The organism is Promicromonospora kroppenstedtii (genome assembly GCF_044389675.1).
Classification (GTDB): domain Bacteria; phylum Actinomycetota; class Actinomycetes; order Actinomycetales; family Cellulomonadaceae; genus Promicromonospora; species Promicromonospora kroppenstedtii.
In genome coordinates this window covers 25,901-49,667 of sequence record NZ_JBIRYI010000016.1, presented here as the reverse complement: position 1 = coordinate 49,667, position 23,767 = coordinate 25,901, and the positions used below count along the sequence as shown (strand labels likewise).

Genomic DNA, 23,767 nt, shown 5'->3' with positions numbered 1-23,767 from the left:
CCGTGCGAGCCCCTTGCGGGCCATGCCACGCTCCGGTCGTGAACCACGGCGGCCCTCACCGGCGCGGTCCGTTACCGTGGGCGGGTGCACCTCGCCCGGCTGGTCTGGAGTCCGCGACTCCTCGAGTACGACTTCGGCCCAGGGCACCCCATGGCGCCCGCCCGCCTCGACCTGACGATGCGGCTCATCGAGGCACTCGGCCTGCTCGACCGGCCCACGCTCGAGGTGGTGGGCGCCGAGCCCGCCACGGACGCCGTCATCGAGACCGTGCACGACGCCGACTACGTGGCCGCCGTCCGGCATGCCGGTAGCACGCTGGAGCCCGACCTGATGCGTGGCCTGGGCACCGACGACGACCCGCTGTTCGCAGGCATGCACGAGGCCGCCGCGCGGCAGCTCGGCGGGTCCGTCGCGCTCGCCGACGCCCTGTGGCGCGGCGAGATCACGCACGGCGTCAACGTCGCGGGCGGCATGCACCACGCGATGCCGGGCGCGGCGTCCGGCTTCTGCGTCTACAACGACGCCGCCGCGGCGATCCAGCGCCTGCTGGACCTCGGCGCGGAGCGCGTCGCCTACCTGGACTTCGACGCGCACCACGGCGACGGCGTCGAGGCCATCTTCTGGGACGACCCGCGCGTGCTGACCGTCTCGATCCACGAGGACGGCCGCACCCTGTTCCCCGGCACGGGCGCCTCGTCCGACGTCGGCATGCCCGGCCCCGCCGAGGGCACCGCCGTGAACATCCCCGTACCGGCGCGCACGTCGGGCGCGGCGTGGCTGCGCGCCATCGACGCCGTCGTCCCCGCGCTGGTCCGCGAGCACCGCCCGCAGGCGATCGTCTCCCAGCACGGCTGTGACGCCCATGGGCGCGACCCGCTGTCGAACCTCAACGTCTCCGTGGACGCGCAGACCACCGCGCAGCAGTGGGCGCACGCCCTGGCGCACGAGCACGCCGACGGCCGCTGGCTCGCCCTGGGCGGCGGCGGGTACGCCGTGTCCGACGTCGTCCCGCTCGCCTGGGCGGCGCTCGTCGCCGAGGCCGCGCACGAGCCCCTGGAGCGCGGGGCCGCGCTGCCCGCCGTGTGGTGCGAGGCGGTGGAGGCCCTGGACCTGGAGGCCGCGCACACGCTCGGTACGGCCGAGGTGCCGTTCCGGAGCTGGCGCGACGGCTACGACCCCGCCGACCCGGTGGACCGCGCGACCCAGGCCACCCGCCGCGCGGTCTTCCCCCTCTGGGGCCTGGACCCCCTGCTGGACTGACGCGGCGCGGCCGTGGACCCGGATGATCGGTAGAACGTCAGGTGGTCGGCATTCCGAACTACCGACCACCTGACGTTCTACCGATCACCTGGCGTACCGCCGATCACCGGCCGCCGTACACGCTGCGTTCACTCCCGTTCGGGATCGTTCCGGACATGCGACGTCGCCTCGCCGGCCTGTCGGCCGCCCTGCTGCTCCTGCCGCTCCTCGCACCCGCCGCGGCGTCTGCCGCCGCCGGGCACGGGCACGGGGACCACCGGACCGCCACCGTCACCACCTCGGTGGAGACTCCCCCGCTGTACGACGACGAGGCCGGCGGCAACGCTTCGGGCGACGACCCCGCGATCTGGGTGCACCCGGACGACTCGGACCGTTCGCTCGTGGTCGCGACGGCCAAGGAAGGCGGGCTGCGCGTCTACTCCGTGGCCGCGGCCGAGCTGCAGTCGGTCGCGGCCACGCCGGCCCCGCGCGCGGACGGCGTACCCGGCAGGTTCAACAACGTGGACATCGCCTACGGCCTGCGCGTCGACGGCCGGGCGACGGACGTCGCCGTCGTCTCGGACCGGTACAACGACCAGATCCGCTTCTTCGCGATCGACCCCGCGGGGGCGGACGCCGCGGCGCCGCTCACCGAGGTCACCGCGCCCGAGCTGGAGTTGCTGTTCAGCCCGGACCGGGCGACCGTCGCCGAGGACCACACGGCCTACGGCCTGGCCGTCTACCAGCCGCGGCGTGGCGCGGCGTACGCCGTGGTGACCCAGGAGGGCAGCACCACCATCGCCACGGCTCGCCTCACGACCGGCCCGGACGGCGTCGGCTACACCGACGTCGAGCACCTGTCGATGCCCGGCGAGTTCGCCCTGCCCGACGGCACCACCTGGGTGCCGTGCGAGGAGCCGGGCGTCGAGCCGCAGCTCGAGGGGGTCGCGGTCGACCGGCGCACCGGCACCCTGTACGCGACGCAGGAGGACGTCGGCCTGTGGCGGGTGCCGCTCCCGCTCGGCTCGGGCGCGCCACGCCTCGTCGACAAGGTCCGGGACTTCGGCGTGCACGACGTCTATGACCCCGAGACCGAGGAGTGCGCCCCGGTGGACCCGGCGGCGCCGTCGTACGGCGGGACGAACCTGACCGCTGACGCCGAGGGCGTCGACATCTGGTACGGCCCGGGCCGCACGGGCTACGTGATCGTCTCCAGCCAGGGTGACGACACCTACGGCGTCTACGCCCTGACCGGCCGCAACCGCGCGCTCGGCACCTTCCGCGTGGCGGGCGACGGCGTGGACGACGTCAACGGCTCGGACGGGCTGGCGGTCTCCAACGCGCCCGTGGGCGAGTACGGGTCCGGGCTCCTGGTGACGCACGACGAGCCCGAGACCGGCCCCGACGTCGACCCGGACCGGGACGCCACGGGCTTCTCGTACGTGCACTGGGGCGACGTCGCGCAGGCCCTGAACCTCCACTGACGACGTGTCAGACGTACAGGCCACCCGAGTGACCTGTACGTCTGACACGCGTCACGCGGTCCGGCGGCGGAGCGTGGCGATCCCCAGCACCACCGCGCCCACGATGAACAGCACGATCACGCCGACGGCGCCGCGGACGTCGGCCCACTCGTCTCCCGCGGCGAGCGACGTCATCGCCTCGATGGCATAGGTGAGCGGGAAGATCCGGGACAGCCACTCCAGGACCTCGGGCATCTGGTCGCGCGGCATGAGGAGGCCGCAGGTGATGAGCTGCGGAAAGATGATCGCGGGCATCATCTGGACCGCCTGAAACTCGCTGCGCGCGAGCGCCGACGCGGCCAGGCCGAGGGTGCAGCCGAGGATCGCGTCCAGCAGCGCCACCACGACGACGAGCCAGAGCGGACCCGCCACGTCCATCCCCACCAGGAGCGCGAACCCGACCACCACGAACGCCTGCACCAGCGCGAGCGTCGCGAAGGCCAGACCGTAGCCCGCCACGAAGTCGCCCTTGCGGATCGGCGTCGTCATGAGGCGCTCCAGCGTGCCGGACTGCCGCTCGCGCAGCGTCGCCACGCTCGTGACCAGGAACATCACGATGAGCGGGAACAGGCCCACCAGCATCGGGCCGAACTGGTCGACCACCTGGGGCTGGTCGTGGAACATCCAGGCGATCAGGCCGATGAGCAGGCACGGCAGCAGCATGATGAGGGCCACGGTGCGGTGGTCGCCGCGCAGCTGGGACAGCACGCGGCCGGCGGTGGCGAGGGTCAGGGTCATCGTGCGGTCTCCTCGTGCGTGCCGGCGGGACCGGCGTCGGCGGTGGCGGAGCCGGCGTCCGCGGCGTCGATCAGGGCGAGGAACGCGCGCTCGGCGTCCGGCGCACCGGTGCTGGTCAGCAGTTCGTCGGGCGTGGTGTCCGCGACCAGGCCGCCCGCGCGCATCAGGAGCAGCCGGTCGCACTGCGTGGCCTCGTCCATGACGTGGCTGGAGACCAGGAGCGTGCGGCCCTCGGCCGACAGCCGCCGGAACACGGCCCACAGGTCGCGCCGCAGCACCGGGTCGAGGCCGACCGTCGGCTCGTCCAGGACGAGCAGCTCGGGATCGCCCACCAGGGCGGCGGCCAGGGAGACGCGGGACCGCTCGCCACCGGAAAGAGTGCCCACGCGCTGCTTCTCGTGCCCGCCGAGGTCGACGACGGCGACGGCGTCCGCCACGGCCTTCCCGGGGGACGGGACGCCGGCCAGCGCGGCGAAGTACCTGAGGTTCTGCACCACGGTGAGGTCGGTGTAGACGCTGGCATCCTGCGTCATGTAACCGACCCGGTGGCGCAGGGCGGGGCTCCCCGCGACGTCGTCGAGCACCTCCACCGTGCCCGTGACCTTGTCCTGGACTCCCACGACGGCGCGCATGAGCGTGGTCTTGCCCGAGCCGGACGGCCCCAGCAGCCCCACCACGGACCCCGCGGGCACGTCCAGCCGGAGCCCGTCGATGACGGTCCTGTCGCCGCGGACGACCCGCAGGTCCCGGATGACGACCGCGTTTTTCCTCATGTGAGGAATTATGCTCCCGGCGCGGGCTACGGCGCAAGACCTCCGGCGTCCGGGAGCGCCCCGGTGAGGTAGCGCTGCAGGGTGGGGCCCACGAGCCGTGCGACGTCGGCCGGGGCGAGCGAGGCCAGCGGCTCCACCGGGATCAGGTAGCGGGTGAGCAGCACGCCCGACATCTGCGACGCGACGAGCGCGGTACGCAGCGCGGCGTCGGGCAGGTCGAGGGCGCGCATCACGGGCGCCAGGATGGCCGCGCCGATGAACTGCGGCAGCAGGCCGCGCAGCTCGGCGTCGGACATGACAGCGGGGATGACCACGCGGACGGTGTCGCCGCCGTCGAAGTCCCAGATGCCGACCACGGCCGCGGCGAGGCGCTCCCCCAGCGACTCCACCGGGCCGGCGGCGACCTGCTCCACGACCTTGTCGGGCTCGATCCCCGCGACCCCGAGCGTCGCCGTCAGCAGGCGTGCCTTGTCGGGGAACCAGTGCCGCACCGTACCGGGGTCCACGCCCGCGCGGCGCGCGACGGACCGGAGCGACGACGCCTCGTACCCGCGCTCGACGAACTCGTCCCGGGCGGCGGCGAGGATCTCGGCGCGGGCGTCCTGCCCGGCGGGACGGCGGCCGCGGCGGGACAGGGGTGCGGACGGAACCATCCGCTCATTCTCGCCCACCCTCTGCGAGCGCGAGGTAGAGCTCTGGCGAGACAAGACTCCGGCGAGACGGAACGGCAGGCTCGCTGCGTTCCGTCTCGCCAGAGTTTTATCTCGCCAGAGCTCTACCTCGGCGGGGCGGGGTCAGCGGGTGGCCGACGCCCGCTTCTTGTTCCAGACGTCGAACGCGACGGCCAGCAGCAGCACGATGCCCTTGACGATCTGCTGCGTCGACTGGTCGACGCCCATGAGCGACATGCCGTTCGAGATCACCGCCATGATCAGGCCACCGACCATCGCGCCGGTCACGGTGCCGATACCGCCGGTCACGGCGGCGCCACCGATGAAGCACGCCGCGATGGCGTCGAGCTCGAACATGTTGCCAGCGGCCGGCTGGGCGGCGCTCGACCGGGCCGAGAACACGATGCCCGCGATCGAGGCCAGGAAGCCCATGTTCACGAACATCCAGAAGTTCACGCGCTTGACCCGGACACCCGAGAGCTGCGCCGCGGCGAGGTTGCCACCGATGGCGTAGACGTGGCGGCCGAACACGCTGTGCTTGGTGACCAGCGTGTAGGCGATGACCAGCACGGCCAGGATGATCAGCACCGCGGGCAGGCCGCGGTAGCTGGCGAGGTTCCACGCGAACCACATCACGACGGCGGCGACCACGACGATCTTCAGCACGAACAGAACCGGCGCCTCGACCGTCTGGTTGTAGGCGATGCGGGCTCGGCGGTTGCGCCAGGAGTTGTACGCGAAGCCCAGCACGCCGACCGCGAAGATGACGAGCGTGAAGGTGTCGTAGCCGTAGCCGCCGAGCAGGCCGTTGAGGAAGCCCGAGGCGATGGAGGTGTACTCCGCCGGGAACGGCGAGAGCGAGACGTTGTTCAGCACCTCGAGCGTGAGGCCACGGAACAGGAGCATGCCGGCCAGCGTCACGATGAACGCTGGGATGCCGACATAGGCGACCCAGAATCCTTGCCAGGCGCCGACCAGCAACCCGGTGCCGAGGGCGGCGAGCACGCCGACCCACCAGGGCATCCCGTTGCGGATCACCAGCACGGCGGCGACGGCGCCGGTGAGCGCGACCACCGACCCGACCGACAGGTCGATGTGCCCGCCGATGATGATGATGACCATGCCGATGGCGAGGATCAGGATGTACGAGAACTGCAGCACGAGGCTCGTCAGGTTGCGCGAGCTCAGCAGCAGTCCGTCGGTGAGCACGGAGAACAGCACGACGATCGCCACGAACGCGATGTAGATGCCGCTGGTCCGGATGTTCCGGGTGAACAGGTCCCGGATGTTGGCGATGCCGGTCATGCCTTCGTCTCCTGCGTCTCGCGCGTGGTCTCCTGCGTCATGAGGGCCATGAGTCCTTCCTGGGTGGCGGAGGGCACGTCGACCTCGCCTGTGATGCGCCCGAAGGCCAGGGTGTAGATGCGGTCGCAGATGCCGAGGAGCTCGGGGAGCTCCGAGGAGATGACCAGCACGGCCTTCCCTGCCGCGACCAGCTCGTTGATGATGGTGTAGATCTCGTACTTGGCGCCGACGTCGATGCCGCGCGTGGGCTCGTCGAGGATCAGCACCTCAGGGGCGGTGTACAGCCACTTGGACAGCACGACCTTCTGCTGGTTGCCGCCCGAGAGCTTGCCCACCTCCACCAGCACGTTGGGGGTGCGGATGTTCATGGACGCGCGGTACTCCTCCGCGACCTTGAGCTCCTCGTTCTCGTCCACGAAGCCGTTCCTCGACAGCTTGCCGAGGCCCGCCGCGGAGATGTTGCGCCGGATGTCCTCGATGAGGTTGAGCCCGTACTGCTTGCGGTCCTCGGACACGTAGGCGATGCCGGCCCGGATCGCGTCCGGCACGTTGTGCACGTCGACCGGCTTGCCGTGGATATAGGCCTGACCGGTGATGTCCCGGCCGTAGGAACGGCCGAACAGCGACATCGCGAGCTCGGTGCGCCCGGCGCCCATGAGGCCGGCGATGCCGACCACCTCGCCGGCGCGGACGTTCAGGTGGGCCTTGTCGACGACGACGCGCCCGGTCTGGGTCGGGTGGTACACCGTCCAGTCCTCGATGCGCAGCACCTCCTCGCCCGGGTGCGACACGCGGTCGGGGTACCGGTTGTCGAGGTCACGGCCCACCATGCCCCGGATGATGCGGTCCTGGACCGCGTCGGACGAGGCGCCCGCCGTGGCCATGTCGAAGGTCTCGATCGAGCGGCCGTCCCGGATGATGGTGGTGCGGTCGGCGATCTCGGCGATCTCGGCCAGCTTGTGGGAGATCATGATCGACGTGATGCCCTGCTCCTTGAACTGGCGGAGCAGACCGAGCAGGTGCTCGGAGTCGTTGTCGTTCAGCGCCGCCGTCGGCTCGTCGAGGATGAGCAGTCGCACGTCCTTGGAGATCGCCTTGGCGATCTCGACGAGCTGCTGCTTGCCCACGCCGAGCGCGGAGATGGGCGTCGTCGGCGACTCGCTCAGGCCCACCCGCGCGAGCAGGGCGGCGGCCTCGGCGTTGGTCCTGTTCCAGTCGATGGCGCCGCCGGCCCGGGTGCGTTCGTTCCCGAGGAAGATGTTCTCGGCGATGGACAGGTACGGGACGAGGGCGAGCTCCTGGTGGATGATCACCACGCCTCGCGCCTCGGAGTCGTTGATCGTGCCGAACTCGGCGGTCTCGCCGTCGAGCACGATGTCACCCTCGTAGCTGCCGTGCGGGTAGACGCCCGAGAGCACCTTCATGAGGGTGGACTTGCCCGCCCCGTTCTCGCCGCAGATCGCGTGGATCTCGCCCCGGCGGACGGTGAGGTTGACGTCCTGGAGCGCCTTGACCCCAGGGAATGTCTTGGTGATGCCGCGCATCTCGAGGATGTCGGTCGGCGCCGAATCGGCCATGCCAGTCCTTGTCGCGTGCTTGTCGCCAGTAGAGATGTTGCTGTGTGCGACGCCCGCCCGTGGCCCCGGGCCGGCCGGTCAGGACACAGGGGTGTCCTGGCCGGCCGGCCCGGAGGCCGGAGCGGTGTCGCGCCGGTCCCGCGAGGAGGTCAGACCTACTCGTCGACCTGACCGGAGGCGACCTCGTCCTCGGTGAGGTAGCCGGAGTCGACCAGCTCGGCCTGCAGGTTGTCCTTGGTGACGATCACCGTCGGGAGCAGGTACGACGGCACGACCTTCACGCCGTTGTCGTAGGTCTCGGTGTCGTTCGCCTCGGGCTCGTTGCCCTCGAGGAAGGCCGTGGCGGCGGTGACGGCCTGCTCGGCCAGCAGACGCGTGTCCTTGAAGATCGTCGAGTACTGGTCGCCGTCGACGATCAGCTTGGCGGACGACGCCTCGGCGTCCTGGCCGGTGACGATCGGCGTGGCGAGGTCGCCCTTGCCGTAGCCGGAGTTCTTCAGGGCCGTGATGATGCCGCGCGAGATGACGTCGGCCGGGGCCAGCACGCCGTCGACGGTCACGTCACCCTTGGTGTACGTGGCGGTCAGCAGGTCCTCCATGCGCTTCTGCGCACGCTCCTGCTCCCAGCGCTGGATGGCGACGGTGTCGAAGTCGACCTGCTTCGAGGGCACGACGAGCGTCTTGTCGTCGATGTACGGCTGGAGCACCGACATCGCGCCGTCGAAGAAGAACCCGGCGTTGTTGTCGTCGGGCGAGCCGGCGAACAGCTCGATGTTGAACGGGCCCTCGGGCGCGTCCGCGGCCTCCTCGCCGTTCTCGTCGAGGATGCCCAGGCCGGTCAGCAGCGAGGTGCCCTGCTGCACGCCGACCTCGTAGTTGTCGAACGTGACGTAGAAGTCGACGTTCTCCGAGTCGCGGATGAGGCGGTCGTAAGAGATGACCGGGATGTCCGCGGCAGCGGCGGCCTCGAGCTGGCTGCCCAGCGCGGTGCCGTCGATCGAGGCGATGATGAGCGCCTCGGCGCCCTTGTTGATCATCGCGTCGATCTGCTGCTGCTGGGTGGGGATGTCGTCGCCCGCGAACTGCAGGTCGACGTCGTAGCCGGCGTCCTCGAGGCCGGTCTTCACGGCGTCGCCGTCGGCGATCCAGCGCTCGTACGTCTGAGTCGGCATGGCCACGCCCACGAGGCCGCCGGCCTCGCCGTCGCCCGCACCGTCACCGCCGCCGGCGCCACCGCCGGCACCGCCACCGCCGCACGCGGCGAGAGAGACGGCCATCGCGCCCGTTGCCAGCGCGGCCAGACCGCGCGTTGCCCACAGCTTCCTTGCCATGACTTCTCCTCTTCGAGTGTTGCCCGGGCAACGTCTCTGCAACCCGGCCGACTTCACTTTGTGAACGCAACAGATTGTGAACGCTCACAAGCCCATTGGTCAAAACCGTGTCGGCTGAGAACCGCCACGATCGTTCGGTGACGGGGATCACCGTAGCCGTGGTCGCGGGTAAGTAAGGAGAACTTCTTGGATGGTTACGGCATCGATACAGTCAACTCTTGAATCCGGCGCGCCCGGTCCGGGCGCGCCGGACCTCAGCGGACGCTGCCGAGCGACAGACCGCCCTGCCAGTACTTCTGCAACGAGAGGAACGCTGCGACCAGCGGGACCACCGACAGGAACGAGCCGGTGACGATCAGGTTCCAGACCTGTTCGCCGCCCGCGCCTGCGTTCGAGAGGGCCTGCCAGTTGTAGATGCCGACCGTGACGGGCAGCAGGTTCGGGTCCCGGAGCACGGCCAGCGGCAGGAAGAAGTTGTTCCACGTGGCCACGGTGGTGAGGAGCAGCACAGTCACGATGGCGGGGCGCAGCAGCGGCAGGACCACCTGGAAGAAGAGCCGAAGTTCACCCGCTCCGTCGACCCGGCCGGCGTCGAGCACCTCCTCCGGGACGGCGTCCTGGGCGTAGACCCGCACCAGGTAGACGCCGACCGGGCTCAGCAGCGACGGCAGGATGACGGCCCACATCGTGTTCAGCAGGCCCATCCCGCTGAGCAGCACGAAGGTGGGGATGACCAGCGCCGTCATCGGCACCATCACCGAGCCCAGGAGCAGCGCGAAGAACACGGAGCGCCCGCGGAACCGGTACTTGGCCAGGCCGTAGCCGGCGAGCACCGAGAGCACTGTGGCGCCCACGCCACCCGCGACCGCGTACACGAACGAGTTGCGGAACCAGGTCCAGTAGATGCCGCCCTGGTGGGTGAACAACCCCGTGACGTTGTCCCAGAGGGCGAAGTCGGAGCCGAACCAGAGCGCGTCCCCGGCGAACAGGCCCGCGTTCGTCTTGGTGGACGCCACCGCGAGCCACCACAGCGGCACCACGAAGTAGATCGCCAGGATGACGAGCACCACGTGCGAGCCGATGCGTCGGCCCTGGCCCACGGGGGCCGACGGCTCTCGTTCCGTGCGGTCGGTGCGGGACTTGGAGGTCAGGATCGAGGTCGCCATCACTTGAGCCCGCTCTGCTTGCGCGTCAGGAACAGGAACACGTACGAGCCCACGAACACCAGGAACCCGAGGGCGAACGCCAGGGTCGAGGCGTAGTTGAACTGGCTGTAGTTGAACGCCGTCGCGAACGCGTACATGTTCGGGGTGTAGTCGGACGGGATGGCGCCCTGCGCGGACGAGCGCAGGACCTGCGGCTCCGTGAAGAACTGCAGGGTGCCGATGAGCGCGAAGACCACGATCATCACCATCGACGACGAGATCATCGGCACCTTGATGCGCAGCGCGATCTGGCGCCCGTCCGCGCCGTCGAGCACCGCTGCCTCGTAGACCGAGGGGTCGATCGAGCGCAGGGCGGCGTAGATGATGATCATGTAGTAGCCCACCCACTGCCAGGTCACGATGTTGACCAGCGACCCGAAGATGTTGGCGGAGCTGAGGAAGTTCGGCGCCGTCAGGCCGAGCAGGCCGAAGACGTCCTGCGCCGGCCCGAACCGGGGGCTGTACAGGAAGCCCCACATGAGCGCCCCGATCACCGCCGGGATCGCGTACGGCACGAAGATCAGCAGGCGCGTGGCGCGGCTGAGCCGGGTGGCGAGCGTGTCGAGCAGGAGTGCCGCCACGAGGGCGACCACGATCTGGACCGGCACCATGACCAGCACGAACCGCAGCACCCGCCACAGGCCCTCCAGGAACACCGGGTCCGTGAACGCCTTGACGTAGTTGTCGGCGCCCACGAACACGCTGCGCCCGGCCGTGGCGATGCCCTTGTTGTGCAGGCTCATCCACAGCGCGTAGCCCAGGGGCAGCACCAGGAACACGGCGAACACGGCGGCGAACGGCGCCACGTAGACGTATCCCCAGCGCTGCCGCCGGCTGGCGATCTTGCTGGTGGGGCGGGCGGTGCCCGCCTCCACCCGGCTACCGAGGCTCATTCGGAGACCGTGAAGCCCTGCTCGGTGGCGTACTGCACCAGACCGTCCTGCACGGTGCCGAGCGCCGTGGCGGCGTCGGTGCCGTTCTGGACCATGTCGTACAGGGCCTGCGTCTGCTGGTCGTAGGCGTAGACCTGGAACGGGCTGAACGAGAAGCCCTCGTACCCGTTGGCCGCGTCGAGGAACACCTCCTCGTTGATCTTCTGCCCGCCGAAGAACGGCGCCTCGAGGCCCGTGAACCAGTCCGACTCCAGCATCGGCTTCCACTGCGGCCACAGGGCCGCCTCCTCGACGCCGAGCTTCCATGCCTCGTCGGTGTCGAACAGCTCCTTGGCCACGGTCGCCGCGGCCTCCGGCTGCTCGGACTGCGTGGTGACGGCGAAGGTGGAGCCGCCCCAGTTCACCTGCACCGGGTTCTCGGGGTCCCACTGCGGCAGCGGGGCCGCGCGCCACTCGGCGTCGGCGTCGGCCTCCGACAGGCCCTGCAGGTAGCCGGGGCCCCAGGCGGCCGCGAGGTAGACGGCGTAGGTGCCGTCCACGAGCGCCGCGTTGTAGTCGGTCGTGAACGCGTCCTCGGTGGCCACGAGGTCGTCGTCGATCAGGCCCTTCCAGTAGCTCAGGACCTCCTCGGCCTCCGGGCTGTCGACGGTGATGCCGACCTCGGTCGGCTTGGCGGCGTCGTACTGGAACGGCTCCCAGCCGTTCTGGGCGAACAGCGCGTAGTTGAGCGCGTTGCCGTTGGTGGGGAAGTCGGTGATGTGCCCCTCGAAACCCGCGTCGCGCAGGTCCTGGGCCGCGGTCGCGAACTCGTCCCAGGTGGTCGGCACCTCGACGCCGTACTCCTCGAAGATGTCGGCGCGGTAGAGCATGCCCATGGGACCGCCGTCCACCGGGATCGCGTAGACCGCGTCACCGTTCGAGACGTCCGACCAGGAACCGGCCGTGTAGTCGCCCTCCAGCTCGGCGGCGCCGTACTCGGACAGGTCCACGAGCGACTCGAGGATCGTGAAGGTGGGCAGCACCTCGGCCTCGAGCATGATCACGTCGGGCGCGCCGGTGCCGGCCTCGATCGCGGTCTGGAACTTGTTGTACTCGTCCGCGCCCTGGCCCGCGTTGGTCCAGCAGACCTGCAGGTCGGTGTGGGTCTCGTTGAAGTTGTCCACGACCGACTCGAACGCCGGGTACCACGCCCACACCGTCACCTGGGCGGCGTCCGGCTGCTTGATCTCGTTGGTGCAGGTCGCCTCCGCGGCGCTCCCGCCTCCGCCGGAGCAGGCCGTGAGGCCGACGGCGGATACGGCCACGGCGGCTGCGGCAGCCACGCCTCGGCGTCGGGCTGAAGTACGCATCCGAGTCCTCCTTGATTCGGTGCTCCGCGGTCGGGGACCGCGGAGCACCCGGCATCGTCGCCGGGTCACTTTTCAACGTTGTAGGAACGCCGGGCACCGTTCTACCGGCAACCATGCCGCCGTGGCAAGAGGTAGTGCGGTGATCGGTAGTTCGTCAGGCCCAGGTCATGTCGACGGCGACCTGCTCGGTGCCACCCGGCTGGACGTCCACCACATCGCCCGGCTCGCCCGTCGACTCGCGCCCCACGATCCTGGAGTCCGGCACGACCCTGCGGAACGGCGCCGGATCACCGGACGCACCGATGCGCTCGAGCAGCAGCTCCACCGCGGTGTGCGCGATCTGGTCGCGCCCGGGGTCCACGGACGAGAGCGCAGGCACGGAGTACTTCGCGTCGTCGACGTCGTCGAACCCGATGAGCGCGACCTGGCCCGGCACGTCGATCCGGTGCGCGTGCAGGGCGTGCAGCGCGCCGAGCGCCAGGGCGTCGTTGAGGGCGAAGACGGCGTCGATCTCCACCCCGTCGTCCAGCATCCGGCTCATCGTCTCTGCGCCCGTCGAGCGGTGCCACAGGCCCGCCTCGCCCACCAGCTCCGGGTCGAAGGGCAGCCCGGCCTCGGCCAGCCCCGCGCGGTAGCCCTCGGTGCGCAGCGCGGCGGAGCCGACCTGCTCCCCCTCGTGCGCCCCGATCACCGCGATCCGACGTCGCCCGAGCGACGCCAGGTGGAGCGTCGCCGCCTTCGCCGCGGCCACGTTGTTCATGGTCACGTGGTCGGCGGGCGCGCCGAACACACGCTCGCCGAGGATCACGAGCGGGAAGTCCACGGAGAACAGGCCGATGTCGTCGGGGCCGAGCGCCAGCGGCGAGAAGATCAGCCCGTCCGTGAGGTGGCGGCGGCGCCCGGAGAGCACCTCGGTCTCCCGCTCGCGGCTCGCGCTGGTCTGCTCGATGAGCACGGTCCAGCCGGCGGCGTCGGCGGCGGAGATGACGGCGTCCGCGAGCTCGGCGAAGTACGGGAGGGACAGCTCCGGGACGGCCAGGGTGATCAGACCCGTGCGGCGCGTGCGCAGGTTGCGGGCCGACATGTTGACGCGGTAGCCGAGCTCGTCGATCGCCGCCTCGACGCGCTCCTTGGTGGCGGCGCGGATGTACGGGTAGCCGTTCACCACGTTCGACACGGTCTTGATCGAGACGCCGGCGCGTTGCGCCACGTCGTGCATCGTCACGGCCACGCTGCCAGCCTCCGGTCGGCGAGTTTTTCCACAGGGTAGAGGACGGACATCGCTACCGCGTCGTCCATCCGCTAGTGTGCAACGTTGTAGAACCACCGACCGACCAGCGAGGAACAATGACGACCTCCCGCACCCGCGTCCTGCTGCACCCCGACTTCACCGTAGGCACCGTCGACCGCCGCCTGTTCGGCTCGTTCGTGGAGCACCTGGGCCGCGCGGTCTACACGGGCATCCACGAGCCCGGCCATCCGACGTCGGACGAGCACGGATTCCGCCGTGACGTCGCCGACCTGACCCGCGAGCTGGGCGTCACTACCGTCCGCTACCCCGGCGGCAACTTCGTCTCCAACTACCGCTGGGAGGACGCCGTCGGCCCGGTGGAACAGCGCAAGCCGTTCCTCGACCTGGCCTGGCGCACCGTCGAGCCCAACCTGGTGGGCACCGACGAGTTCCTGCAGTGGGCCGAGCGCGAGGGCATCCAGCCGATGATGGCGGTCAACCTCGGCACGCGCGGTGTGGAGGAGGCCGTGGCGCTCCTGGAGTACTGCAACGGCGAGGCCGGCACCCGCTGGGCCGACCTGCGCATCGCGAACGGTCGCGAGAAGCCCTACGGGGTCAAGCTCTGGTGCCTGGGCAACGAGATGGACGGCCCGTGGCAGATCGGCCACAAGGACGCGCACGAGTACGGCAGGCTCGCCCGGAACGCCGGCGCCGCGATGAAGCTCGTGGACCCGTCGATCGAGCTGGTGGCGTGCGGCTCGTCGTCCATGCAGATGGCGACGTTCGGCGAGTGGGAGCGCACCGTCCTGGAGTACACCTACGACCTGGTGGACCACATCTCGATGCACGCCTACTACGAGGAGGTCGACGGCGACCGCGCGTCGTTCCTCGGCTCGGGCACCGCGATGGACCGGTTCATCGAGCGGGTCGTGGCCTCGGCCGACGCCGTGGGCGCGCAGCGCCGCTCGGACAAGCGCATCACCATCTCGTTCGACGAGTGGAACGTCTGGTACCTGACGACCCGGTTCCCCGGCGAGGAGAACCTGCCGATCCAGCGGGACGCGCCGCGCATCATCGAGGACGTCTACTCCGGGCTCGACGCCGTCGTGGTGGGCGACCTGCTGGTCACGCTGCTGAACCACGCCGACCGCGTGCCGGTCGCGTGCCTCGCCCAGCTCGTCAACGTGATCGCGCCGATCATGACCGAGCCGGGCGGCGAGGCCTGGCGGCAGCCCACGTTCCACCCGTTCGCGACGACGGCGCGGCTGGCCCAGGGCGAGGCGCTGGACCTGCGCGTGACGACGCCGGGCATCACCACGAAGGCGCACGGCGAGGTGCCGTCGGTGACGGCCGCCGCCACGCTGTCGGACGGCACCGTGGCCCTGTTCCTGACCAACCGCTCCCCCGAGCCGGTCGAGGTCGAGCTGGCGCACCCGGGTGCGGCGCTGGACGTCACCGAGGGCTGGTCGATGACCGCCGACCACGAGGCCGCCGTCGCCGGCCCGGAGCACGCCGAGAAGGTGGCCCAGGCGCACTGGGGTTCGTTCGACGTCGCCGGCCGGGTCGCCGGGGGCGTCGGCACGACCACGACGGTGACACTGCCGCCGGAGTCGTGGACAGCGCTGTCGGGCACCCTCACGTCCTGAGGACCGGTCAGACGTACAGGTCACTCCGGTGGCCTGTACGTCTGACACCTCGGCAGGGGGTCAGGTCTCGCTGTCGAAGCCGAACCCGCCGTCGGCCTCCGCAGCGCGCCAGAAGTCGCGCAGCATCTCCTCGGGCGTGTGCAGGTTGTGCCGGCTCGCGACCGGCTCCTCGTCGCCCGAGATCGCCTTGACCTCGTCGTGGATGCGTTCCATCGAGGTGTCGAGCGACCACGCGACGTCGGAGGCGAGCTTGAGCGAGTCGGTGAGGTGCCGGGGCACGTCGCCGTCGTACTTGTAGTAGATCTTGTGCTCGAGGCTCGCCCAGAAGTCCATGGCGATGGTGCGCAGCTGGATCTCGACGATGACCTTCTCCACCCGGTCGGACAGGTAGACCGGGATCTGCACGATGAGGTGCAGCGACTTGTAGCCGGTCGCCTTCGGGTGCTTGATGTAGTCCCGCTCCTCGAGCAGCGTCAGGTCGGACTGCGCCAGGAGCATGTCGCGCACCAGGTAGATGTCGTTGACGAAGCTGCAGGTGATCCGCACCCCGGCGATGTCGAACATCTGGTCCCGCACGCCGTCCGGCGTCAGCGGGATGCCCTTGCGCCGGCACTTGGCCACGATCGACTCGAACGACTTGAGCCGCGACCCCACGTGCTCCACGGGGTTGTAGTTCTGCATGTGCCGGAACTCGTCCCGCAGGATCGAGATCTTGGTCATGACCTCGTCGATCCCGAACTTGTAGGTCAGGACCAGGCGGCGCAGGTCGGCGACCAGCTGGCGCAGCTCGGCAGGGTCAGGCATGGGGCGTTCCCGGACGTCCTCGGGCAGCTTGCTCACGGGACCACCGTACGGGCAGACGGTGGTCCCGTGGGCGTGAAAGCCGCTAGCGCTCGTGAAGCCTCAGGAAAGTGATCGAGTGGGCCGGGAAGTCGTACGTGAACGCCGAGCCGCCGCCCGAGCGGGACACGTCGAGCCGGGTGCGGGTCTCGACGGGTACCACCCGTTCGGGCTGCGTCTTGGTGTTCCGGGCCGACGGCGCCCCGCTCATCTCCGTGACGGACGCCCGGGAGTCCACCTTCGCCCCGGCGAGGGACACCGAGGTGCGCGCGACCGACTCGTACGGGTTGACCACCTTGAGCACGAGGTCACCGGTGCGCTCGTCGCGCGTGACCACCTGGTACAGCGACTCGGTGGCCGGCTCGGTGTAGGTCATCTGCAGCTCGCCGTCGAGGTAGAGCTTGATGGTGCGCCCGGAGACCACGACCTTGACGTGGTAGTCGCGGCCCGTCTCCATCGAGTGCCCCTCCACGGCCGCGACCTCGTTCGCCGAGCTGTTGTCGGCCCGCTGCAGCGCCTGCCGGGTGTTGTTCCACCCGCCGAGGTTCCACCAGTAGAAGTCGTCCCGGCCGCCGGCGGCGAAGCCGATCAGGAACGCCTCGCTGCCGCCCAGCTTCCGGGCGTCCAGCTCCAGGGTGTAGTTGTCCCAGTCCTTCGCGTAGGCGTCGGTGATGATCGAGCGCGCGTCGGTGACGTCGCCCGCCGACTGCACGTACTCGCCGTCGGCCACCGCCCACGAGCCGGCCTGCGGGTCCCAGCCCGAGGCGTCGTCGAACGAGTCCGAGAACAGCACGTCGCCGGACGCGTTGTCGGTGACCACGACGTCGTCGTACGCCGCCCGGGTGTTCCACGTGGACAGGAAGACGCCGCCCGAGATGTCGGCGGGGGTCTCCTCCGGGCCGTCGTGCGTGGACGGGACCACCCGGTCGCCCGTGTTCGTCATGAACATCTTCTGCGTCCAGTACGACGTCGAGCCCCAGGACTCGTCGTTGTCGAACCACATCATGTCCGGGGACCACTGGACGTAGTCCTCGTTGGCGAACATCGGCGCGTACGAGGCGAGCTCGACCACGTCGGCGTTGCGCTCGATCCCGGTCATGTACGCGGCCTCGGACAGCGCGTTCGACCACGCGTTGCCTCGTGAGGCGTACTCGCCGAGGAACACGTGCGGGCCCTCGCGGTCGTACGAGTCGTACCGCTCGGTGTTCGACAGGAACCACGACGGGTCGTTGTAGTAGTGCTCGTCGACCATCGCGACGCCCTGCTCGCGGTTGAACTCCCACAGCTCGTCGAACCGGGCGCCGGCGTCGTCCGGGCCGGAGTTCGAGATCACGGTGACCTCCGGGTGCGCCGCCTCGACGGCGTCGCGGAACCGCGGGAAGTTGGCCTGGAACGTGTCCGTGTTCTCCTCGTTGCCCAGCCCGATGTACTTCAGGCCGAACGGCTCGGGGTGGCCCAGCGCGGCGCGCTTGGCGCCCCACTTGGTGCGCACTGACCCGTTGGCGAACTCGATGAGGTCCACCGTGTCCTGCACCCAGCGGTCGATGCGGACGTCGTCGGTCATCTCGGGGATGGTGCTGCCGCAGCCGTTGGCACCCACCGAGAGCACGGGCAGCGGCGTGGCGCCCAGGTCCTCCGCGAACTCGAAGTACTCCAGGTAGCCCAGGCCGTAGGTCTGGTTGTAGCCCCAGAAGTTCCAGTTCGTGGGCCGCTCCTCGACCGGCCCGATGGTCTCCTTCCACTGGTAGGTCCGACGGCGGTCGGCGCCGTCCGACTCCAGGTACGTGTCGAAGGTGCCGACGTTGGTGACGCAGCCGCCGGGGAACCGCAGGAAGGACGGCTCCAGCTCGGCGACCTTCTGGGCGAGGTCCGCGCGCAGGGGCGACCGCCCGTTGACCGGGCCCACCCACGTGTCGCGCGGGAACAGCGAGACCATGTCCAGGCGCAGGGTGCCGCGAGCGCCGCCGGTGACCACGAGCCGGGCGTCGTTCACGGTGCGGTTCGCGGTGAGGGTGGCCGTGTGCTTCTTCCAGCGGTCGGAGCCGTTGACGGTCACCGTGGTGGACGCGTAGGTCGTCGCGCCGTCGGGGGACTCCAGGCTCACGGTGAGGCGCTGCCCGCGCTCGGCGCGGGCGAACACCGAGAAGTCGTACTTCTTGCGCCTCTCGATCGCGAAGCCCTCGTTGTAGCTCGCGTTCCGTACGCCGACGCCGGGGCCGTCGGCCTCGACGGTCAGGTAGGCGCGGTTCGACTCGTTGAGCCACGCGCCCCGCTCGGACTCCACGACGGCCGTGCCCGTGGACCCGCGCTGCACCACGTCCCAGCCGGTCATGCCGGTGAAGCTCGCGTTGTCCGTCGGCGCGAACTCGAAGGACCGGTTGCGGACCAGCTCGGCGTACAGGCCGCCGTCGGCCGCGTAGTTGATGTCCTCGTAGAAGACGCCGTACAGGTCGTCGCTCATCTCGGTGCCGGCCGTCGCGGCGTCGACGTCGAGCGTGTGCTCCTGGACCGGGGCCTCGGCGGGCGGGTACGCGGCCAGCAGCCGCTCGCGCTCCTCGGCGGTGATCGGCAGCACGGTGCCGTGCCGGGGGCTGGCCGGCAGGATCGCGTCGAGGTTGGCCGTCCACTCCCCGCTGCTCAGGTCGTCGGTCTCGAAGAGCATGTAGCCCTGGCCGCCGTGGTAGCTCGGCTGGTCCTGGAGGAGGAACCAGCGGTCGTCGGTGAGCGACGGGAACAGCGTGGGGCCCTCGCCGCCGGTGAACGTGCCGCCCCACGGGTTGGGCTGCCCGAACCCGACGCGCTCCTTGATCAGGTCCCAGCCGTCGCCCTCGGTCACGCCCTGGGTGCGGCGCAGGTCGGTGGACGACTCCTGCCGCATACCCATGTACGACTCGTCCTTGGTGAGGCGGTAGTAGACGCCGTCCTCCTCCTGGACGGTGGAGTCGATCATGCCGAGGCCGTCGCCCTGCGGTTCGTCGATCCAGGGCCGCGGCTCCGAGAACGTCTCGAAGTCGGTGGTGGTCGCGTAGAGCATGCGCTGGTAGGAGTCGCGGATGTCGCGGTCGGCGGGCGGGACGTCCTCGGGGTAGAGCGCCGAGGCCCAGTAGACGACGAACTCGCCCGCCGCCTCGTCCCAGTACGCCTCGGGCGCCCACAGGTTGCCGGCGTTCTCGGGCGCGAGCTCGATCTCGCGCTGCTCACCCCAGTTCACCAGGTCGGTGGACTCCCAGACCATGATCGAGCGGCTGCCGGTCTCCTGGGCGTCGCCGAAGTTGCCGCCGCCGTAGATCCGCAGGTCGGTGGCGAGCAGGTAGTACGTGCCGTCGCCGCCGCGGATCAGGAACGGGTCGCGCAGCCCCTTGGTCCCGAGGTCGGACGAGAGCACCGGCTCGCCGCCGTTCAGCGTGGTCCACTCCAGCGGGTCGGGCCCGTCCGAGACGGCGAACGAGATGGTCTCGCCGTCCGCGGTGGACTCACCGGTGAAGTAGGGGAAGAAGTAGGCGGCGTGGTCGCCGTCGGCCGCGCTCCCGGAGGCCACGGCGCCCGGCGCCGTGGTCGTGGCCGCCGCAACCGCGGGGGCCACCAGCCCCAGGCTCAGGGCGGCCGCCACCAGGGCGGTCCTGCGTCTCGTCGATCTCTTCATCGTTGTAATTCCTTTCGTCACGTCGTTGTGGCTGTCGGATGGGTCGGACCCCGCCCCTGACTCGGCGCACCGGGTGCGGCAGGTCAGGGGCGGGGCACGTCGTCAGGTGCGGCGGAGGCTCAGCACCCGCTGGAGGGCCACGAAGATCAGCAGCAGCACGCCGATGACGATCTTGGTCCACCAGGAGCTGAGGGTGCCCTCGAACGTGATGATGGTCTGGATCAGGCCCAGCACGAGCACGCCCAGCACGGAGCCGAGCACGAACCCGGTGCCACCGGTCAGCAGCGTGCCGCCGATGACGACGGCAGCGATCGCGTCGAGCTCCATCGCCACGCCGGTCAGCGAGTAGCCGGACCGGGAGAACATCGCGAACAGCAGGCCGCCGAGCCCGGCGCAGGTGCCGCTGACGACGTACGCGAGCACCTTGGTGCGGGCCACGGGCAGGCCCATGAGCAGGGCGGACTGCTCGCCGCCGCCGATCGCGTAGACGGTGCGGCCGAACCGCGTGAAGTGCAGCACCAGGAACCCGAGGCCCACCACGATCAGCGCGATGAGCACGCTGGACGTCATGCGCCACTCACCGAAGATCTGCACCCAGCTCGCGAGCGCCACGAACGACGGGTCGTCGATCGCGATGGACTCGGGCGCGATGAGGAAGCACAGCCCGCGCGCGAGGAACATGCCCGCGAGCGTGGCCACGAACGGCTGCACCTGGAAGTAGTGGATCATCACGCCGTGCGCCAGGCCGATCACCGTCCCGGCGCCCACGGCGAGCGGGAGCACCACGGGCACGGGCAGGCCGGCCTGGAGCAGAGCCGCGGTGATCACCGTGGACAGCGCCAGGACCGACCCGACCGACAGGTCGATACCGCCCGTGAGGATCACGAAGGTCATCCCCACCGCCAGCACGATGAGGTGCGCGTTGTTGATGAACAGGTTGGAGATCACGGCGGGCGTCAGGAAGTTGTCGTACCGGGTGCCGCCCACGATGAGCATGAGGGCGAGCACCACGAACGTGCCCAGTACCGGCAGGTAGCGCCGGTCCAGCCGGACAGGGAGCTTCCGGGCGCGGGCCGTGCGGGCCACGGGCTTCGTGGGGGCCGCGCCGGGCGCGGGGGCCGACGTCGTCATCAGGCCTTCACCTCCGTCGAGTCGGGGGTCGAGTCGGGGCGCGCGGTGGACGGCGGCTCGGCCGGCGCCATGACCTGGCGCCGTCTTGCGGTCGTGAGCCGTTCCCGCATCCTGGGCGACTGCAGCAGCGTCACCGCGATGACGACCAGGGCCATGAACAGGGGCGTGACCAGCGGCGAGATGCCGAGCACGGTGACGGTCCGCTCCAGGGTGGCGATCACCAGCGCGCCGACCAGGGTGCCCGACAGGTTGAACTTGCCGCCCGAGAGCGCCGTCCCGCCGATGACCACCGCGAGGATCGCGTCGAGCTCGATGAACAGGCCGGCGTTGTTGGCGTCGGCCGCCATCGTGTCGGCGCTGATCAGCAGGCCCGCCAGGCCCGCGAACAGGCCGGACGCCGCGTACACGGTCCAGGTCAGGGTGCGGGAGCGGACACCGGACAGCCGGCTCGCCGCCGGGTTGATGCCCGTGGCCTCCAGCAGCATGCCGAGCGCGGTGCGCCGCACGACGAACGCGACCACGGCGAACACGCCGAACGCGAGGACCGCCGCTGCGGGCAGGCCGAGCCAGAACCCGGAGCCCAGCACCTTGAACGGCGCGCTGTTGACGGTGGTGATCATGCCGCCGGTGATGAGCATGGCGACGCCGCGGCCCGCCGTCATCAGGATGAGCGTCGCGATGATGGGCTGGATGCCGAGCACCGAGACCAGGAACCCGTTCCACACGCCCAGCAGCAGGCAGAGCACCAGGGCCAGCGCGATCGCCGTGAGCACGGTGACCGGCGAGTCCGGGTTCGGCGACGACGCGATGTGCGACAGCGCGACCGCCCCCGAGACCGCGACCACGGCGCCGACCGAGAGGTCGATGCCGCGCGTCGCGATGACCAGGGTCATGCCCAGGGCGACGAGCAGCAGGGGCGCCGTCGTGCGCAGGATGTCGATCGGGGCACCGAACAGGTGCCCGTCGCGGACGGTGACCGCCAGGAAGCCCGGCCGGGCCACCGTGTTGGCGACCAGCAGCGCGACCAGCGCGGCCACGGGCCAGAACAGATGGTGCCGTAATACGTCCCTCACGCTGCCCCACCTCCGGCGATGAGCTCGACCACCTGGTCCATCGACGCGCGGTCGCCGTCGATCTCCGCCACCTTGCGGCGGTCGCGCAGCACCGCGATGCGGTGCGAGATGCGCAGCACCTCCTCCAGCTCGGCGGAGATGAAGACGACGGACATGCCGTCGGCGGCCAGCTCGGCCACCAGCTTCTGGATCTCCGCCTTGGCGCCGACGTCGATGCCGCGCGTCGGCTCGTCCAGCACGAGCAGCTTGGGGGCGGTGGCGAGCCACCGGGCGAGCAGCACCTTCTGCTGGTTGCCGCCGGACAGGTTGCGCAGCAGCGCCTCCGGGTCGGCGGGGCGGATACCGAGCTGCTGGATGTACTTCGCGACCAGCTCGTCCACCTGCTTGCGAGGCAGCGGCCGCATCCAGCCGCGCTCCGCCTGGAGGGCGAGCACGATGTTCTCCCGCACGGTCAGGCCGTCGACGACGCCTTCGCCCTTGCGGTCCTCGGACGTGTACGCGATCCGGTGGCGCATGGCCGCGCGCGGGTTGCGCAGGCGCGTCGGCACGCCGGACACGCGAGCCTGTCCGGCGTCGGCGCGGTCGGCGCCCGTGAGCAGGCGCGCCAGCTCCGTGCGGCCCGAGCCGAGCAGCCCGGCGAGGCCGACCACCTCGCCCTCGTAGAGGTCGAGGTCGAACGGCTGCACCGAACCCTTGCGGCCCAGGCCCACCACCTGCAGCAGCGGGGTCGCGTCGGCGGGCCGCTCGGCCTGCTCCAGCACCTCCTCGGCGGCCTCCAGCACGTCCATGGACCGGCCGATCATGTGCTGCACCAGCTCGGAGGCGGGCAGGTCGGCGGTCACGAACTCCCCGACGAGGGTGCCGTTGCGCAGCACCGTCATGCGGTCGGAGACCTCGTAGACCTGGTCCAGGAAGTGGCTCACGAACAGGATCGAGACGCCGTCGTCGCGCAGGGCGCGCATGACGGTGAACAGGTGGGCCACCTCGTCGGTGTCCAGGCTGGAGGTGGGCTCGTCGAGGATCAGCACCTTGCAGTCCCCCACCGTGGCCCGGCAGATCGCGACGAGCTGCTGCACCGCCAGCGAGTGCGCCCCCAGCGAGGAGCTCGGGTCGATGTCCAGGCCCATCCGCTCCAGGTGCGTCGCCGCCTGCCGGCGGATCGCCCGCCAGTTCAGGCCGCCCAGCACGCGGGGCTCCGCGCCGAGCATGATGTTCTCCGCGACCGTGAGGTTCTCGCAGAGGTTGACCTCCTGGTACACGGTGCTCACGCCATGGGCCCGGGCGTCGGCGGGGCCGGAGAACCGGCGCTCGACGCCGTCCACGCGGATGGTCCCCGCCGTCGGCGAGTGGATGCCCGTGAGGGCCTTGATCAGGGTGGACTTGCCCGCGCCGTTCTCGCCCATGAGGGCGTGGATCTCGCCGGGGCGGAGGCTGAAGTCGACACCGTCGAGGGCCTTGACCGGCGGGAACTCGACGCTGATGCCGGTCATCTCGACGACGGGTGGTGTGGTCTGCTGGGTCATCCTCGACCTTCTTACGTGCGTGGCTCCCGGGCGGCGAGCCCGTGCGCCGGGCGAGCAGAGCTCGACCGGCGCACGG

18 protein-coding genes are annotated in these 23,767 nt (G+C 70.4%); 3 read left to right on the top strand and 15 right to left on the bottom strand.

The window, feature by feature from the left end; translation table 11 throughout:
- The first annotated feature begins 84 nt into the window (after nucleotides 1-84).
- Together ACH47X_RS22355 and ACH47X_RS22350 are read left to right on the top strand one after the other, a co-directional pair.
- Nucleotides 85-1,260 carry an acetoin utilization protein AcuC gene (locus ACH47X_RS22355; RefSeq protein ID WP_397407077.1) on the top strand — a complete coding sequence of 392 codons (1,176 nt, stop codon included), beginning with the start codon at nucleotides 85-87 and terminating at the stop codon, nucleotides 1,258-1,260.
- 155 nt (nucleotides 1,261-1,415) lie between these two features.
- Entirely contained in the window at nucleotides 1,416-2,723 is a 1,308-nt protein-coding gene (locus ACH47X_RS22350) for a phytase (RefSeq protein ID WP_397407075.1), read from the top strand.
- 51 nt (nucleotides 2,724-2,774) lie between these two features.
- Here the strand turns inward: ACH47X_RS22350 and ACH47X_RS22345 are convergent, their stop codons facing one another.
- The 10 genes from ACH47X_RS22345 to ACH47X_RS22300 form a co-directional block, all read right to left on the bottom strand.
- Nucleotides 2,775-3,500 (bottom strand): ABC transporter permease, encoded by a 726-nt coding sequence (locus ACH47X_RS22345; RefSeq protein WP_397407074.1) that lies wholly within the window; start codon nucleotides 3,498-3,500, stop codon nucleotides 2,775-2,777.
- Complete coding sequence (locus ACH47X_RS22340) at nucleotides 3,497-4,273, bottom strand: ABC transporter ATP-binding protein (protein WP_397407072.1); 777 nt, start codon at nucleotides 4,271-4,273, stop codon at nucleotides 3,497-3,499. Before ACH47X_RS22340 ends, ACH47X_RS22345 begins: the two co-directional genes overlap by 4 nt.
- 26 nt (nucleotides 4,274-4,299) lie before the next feature.
- Entirely contained in the window at nucleotides 4,300-4,926 is a 627-nt protein-coding gene (locus ACH47X_RS22335; RefSeq protein ID WP_397407070.1) for a TetR/AcrR family transcriptional regulator, read from the bottom strand.
- 141 nt (nucleotides 4,927-5,067) lie between these two features.
- Nucleotides 5,068-6,249, bottom strand: coding sequence for a multiple monosaccharide ABC transporter permease (mmsB, locus tag ACH47X_RS22330; RefSeq protein WP_397407068.1), 1,182 nt, complete (start codon nucleotides 6,247-6,249; stop codon nucleotides 5,068-5,070).
- On the bottom strand, nucleotides 6,246-7,826 hold the full coding sequence (gene mmsA, locus ACH47X_RS22325) for a multiple monosaccharide ABC transporter ATP-binding protein (protein ID WP_397407066.1): 1,581 nt from the start codon (nucleotides 7,824-7,826) through the stop codon (nucleotides 6,246-6,248). Before mmsA ends, mmsB begins: the two co-directional genes overlap by 4 nt.
- Before the next feature lie 155 nt (nucleotides 7,827-7,981).
- On the bottom strand, nucleotides 7,982-9,157 hold the full coding sequence (gene chvE / locus ACH47X_RS22320) for a multiple monosaccharide ABC transporter substrate-binding protein (protein WP_397407064.1): 1,176 nt from the start codon (nucleotides 9,155-9,157) through the stop codon (nucleotides 7,982-7,984).
- A 254-nt stretch (nucleotides 9,158-9,411) separates the two neighbouring features.
- Nucleotides 9,412-10,323, bottom strand: a complete 912-nt coding sequence (locus ACH47X_RS22315; protein ID WP_397407062.1) for a carbohydrate ABC transporter permease — start codon at nucleotides 10,321-10,323, stop codon at nucleotides 9,412-9,414.
- Complete coding sequence (locus ACH47X_RS22310) at nucleotides 10,323-11,255, bottom strand: carbohydrate ABC transporter permease (protein ID WP_036964491.1); 933 nt, start codon at nucleotides 11,253-11,255, stop codon at nucleotides 10,323-10,325. The genes ACH47X_RS22315 and ACH47X_RS22310 overlap by 1 nt, the downstream gene beginning before the upstream one ends.
- The gene (locus ACH47X_RS22305) at nucleotides 11,252-12,604 is read right to left on the bottom strand and encodes an ABC transporter substrate-binding protein (protein ID WP_142032588.1); all 1,353 of its coding nucleotides are present in this window, start codon (nucleotides 12,602-12,604) and stop codon (nucleotides 11,252-11,254) included. Before ACH47X_RS22305 ends, ACH47X_RS22310 begins: the two co-directional genes overlap by 4 nt.
- 154 nt (nucleotides 12,605-12,758) lie before the next feature.
- On the bottom strand, nucleotides 12,759-13,835 hold the full coding sequence (locus ACH47X_RS22300; protein ID WP_397407059.1) for a LacI family DNA-binding transcriptional regulator: 1,077 nt from the start codon (nucleotides 13,833-13,835) through the stop codon (nucleotides 12,759-12,761).
- A 116-nt stretch (nucleotides 13,836-13,951) separates the two neighbouring features.
- Between ACH47X_RS22300 and arfA the strand changes: the two genes are divergently transcribed.
- Complete coding sequence (arfA, locus tag ACH47X_RS22295) at nucleotides 13,952-15,481, top strand: arabinosylfuranosidase ArfA (protein WP_397407057.1); 1,530 nt, start codon at nucleotides 13,952-13,954, stop codon at nucleotides 15,479-15,481.
- Nucleotides 15,482-15,541: 60 nt separating this feature from the next.
- Here the strand turns inward: arfA and ACH47X_RS22290 are convergent, their stop codons facing one another.
- From ACH47X_RS22290 to ACH47X_RS22270, 5 genes are all read right to left on the bottom strand, one after another.
- The gene (locus tag ACH47X_RS22290; RefSeq protein WP_036964487.1) at nucleotides 15,542-16,321 is read right to left on the bottom strand and encodes a GTP pyrophosphokinase; all 780 of its coding nucleotides are present in this window, start codon (nucleotides 16,319-16,321) and stop codon (nucleotides 15,542-15,544) included.
- 46 nt (nucleotides 16,322-16,367) lie between these two features.
- Nucleotides 16,368-19,964: an alpha-L-arabinofuranosidase C-terminal domain-containing protein gene (locus ACH47X_RS22285; protein ID WP_397407055.1), complete on the bottom strand. Its 3,597-nt coding sequence runs from the start codon at nucleotides 19,962-19,964 to the stop codon at nucleotides 16,368-16,370.
- A gap of 102 nt (nucleotides 19,965-20,066) precedes the next feature.
- Nucleotides 20,067-21,095: a galactofuranose ABC transporter, permease protein YjfF gene (gene yjfF / locus ACH47X_RS22280; protein ID WP_397407053.1), complete on the bottom strand. Its 1,029-nt coding sequence runs from the start codon at nucleotides 21,093-21,095 to the stop codon at nucleotides 20,067-20,069.
- Complete coding sequence (locus ACH47X_RS22275) at nucleotides 21,095-22,168, bottom strand: ABC transporter permease (RefSeq protein ID WP_397407051.1); 1,074 nt, start codon at nucleotides 22,166-22,168, stop codon at nucleotides 21,095-21,097. Before ACH47X_RS22275 ends, yjfF begins: the two co-directional genes overlap by 1 nt.
- Complete coding sequence (locus ACH47X_RS22270; RefSeq protein WP_397407050.1) at nucleotides 22,165-23,691, bottom strand: sugar ABC transporter ATP-binding protein; 1,527 nt, start codon at nucleotides 23,689-23,691, stop codon at nucleotides 22,165-22,167. Before ACH47X_RS22270 ends, ACH47X_RS22275 begins: the two co-directional genes overlap by 4 nt.
- Nucleotides 23,692-23,767: the final 76 nt, after the last annotated feature.

What these genes read in the sequence shown, in the direction of transcription:
- ACH47X_RS22350 (WP_397407075.1), top strand. Translation starts at nt 1,416, where the DNA reads ATGCGACGTCGCCTCGCCGGCCTGTCGGCCGCCCTGCTGCTCCTGCCG.
- ACH47X_RS22345 (WP_397407074.1), bottom strand. Translation starts at nt 3,500, where the DNA reads ATGACCCTGACCCTCGCCACCGCCGGCCGCGTGCTGTCCCAGCTGCGC.
- ACH47X_RS22340 (WP_397407072.1), bottom strand. Translation starts at nt 4,273, where the DNA reads ATGAGGAAAAACGCGGTCGTCATCCGGGACCTGCGGGTCGTCCGCGGC.
- ACH47X_RS22335 (WP_397407070.1), bottom strand. Translation starts at nt 4,926, where the DNA reads ATGGTTCCGTCCGCACCCCTGTCCCGCCGCGGCCGCCGTCCCGCCGGG.
- mmsB (WP_397407068.1), bottom strand. Translation starts at nt 6,249, where the DNA reads ATGACCGGCATCGCCAACATCCGGGACCTGTTCACCCGGAACATCCGG.
- mmsA (WP_397407066.1), bottom strand. Translation starts at nt 7,826, where the DNA reads ATGGCCGATTCGGCGCCGACCGACATCCTCGAGATGCGCGGCATCACC.
- chvE (WP_397407064.1), bottom strand. Translation starts at nt 9,157, where the DNA reads ATGGCAAGGAAGCTGTGGGCAACGCGCGGTCTGGCCGCGCTGGCAACG.
- ACH47X_RS22315 (WP_397407062.1), bottom strand. Translation starts at nt 10,323, where the DNA reads ATGGCGACCTCGATCCTGACCTCCAAGTCCCGCACCGACCGCACGGAA.
- ACH47X_RS22310 (WP_036964491.1), bottom strand. Translation starts at nt 11,255, where the DNA reads ATGAGCCTCGGTAGCCGGGTGGAGGCGGGCACCGCCCGCCCCACCAGC.
- ACH47X_RS22305 (WP_142032588.1), bottom strand. Translation starts at nt 12,604, where the DNA reads ATGCGTACTTCAGCCCGACGCCGAGGCGTGGCTGCCGCAGCCGCCGTG.
- arfA (WP_397407057.1), top strand. Translation starts at nt 13,952, where the DNA reads ATGACGACCTCCCGCACCCGCGTCCTGCTGCACCCCGACTTCACCGTA.
- ACH47X_RS22285 (WP_397407055.1), bottom strand. Translation starts at nt 19,964, where the DNA reads ATGAAGAGATCGACGAGACGCAGGACCGCCCTGGTGGCGGCCGCCCTG.
- yjfF (WP_397407053.1), bottom strand. Translation starts at nt 21,095, where the DNA reads ATGACGACGTCGGCCCCCGCGCCCGGCGCGGCCCCCACGAAGCCCGTG.
- ACH47X_RS22270 (WP_397407050.1), bottom strand. Translation starts at nt 23,691, where the DNA reads ATGACCCAGCAGACCACACCACCCGTCGTCGAGATGACCGGCATCAGC.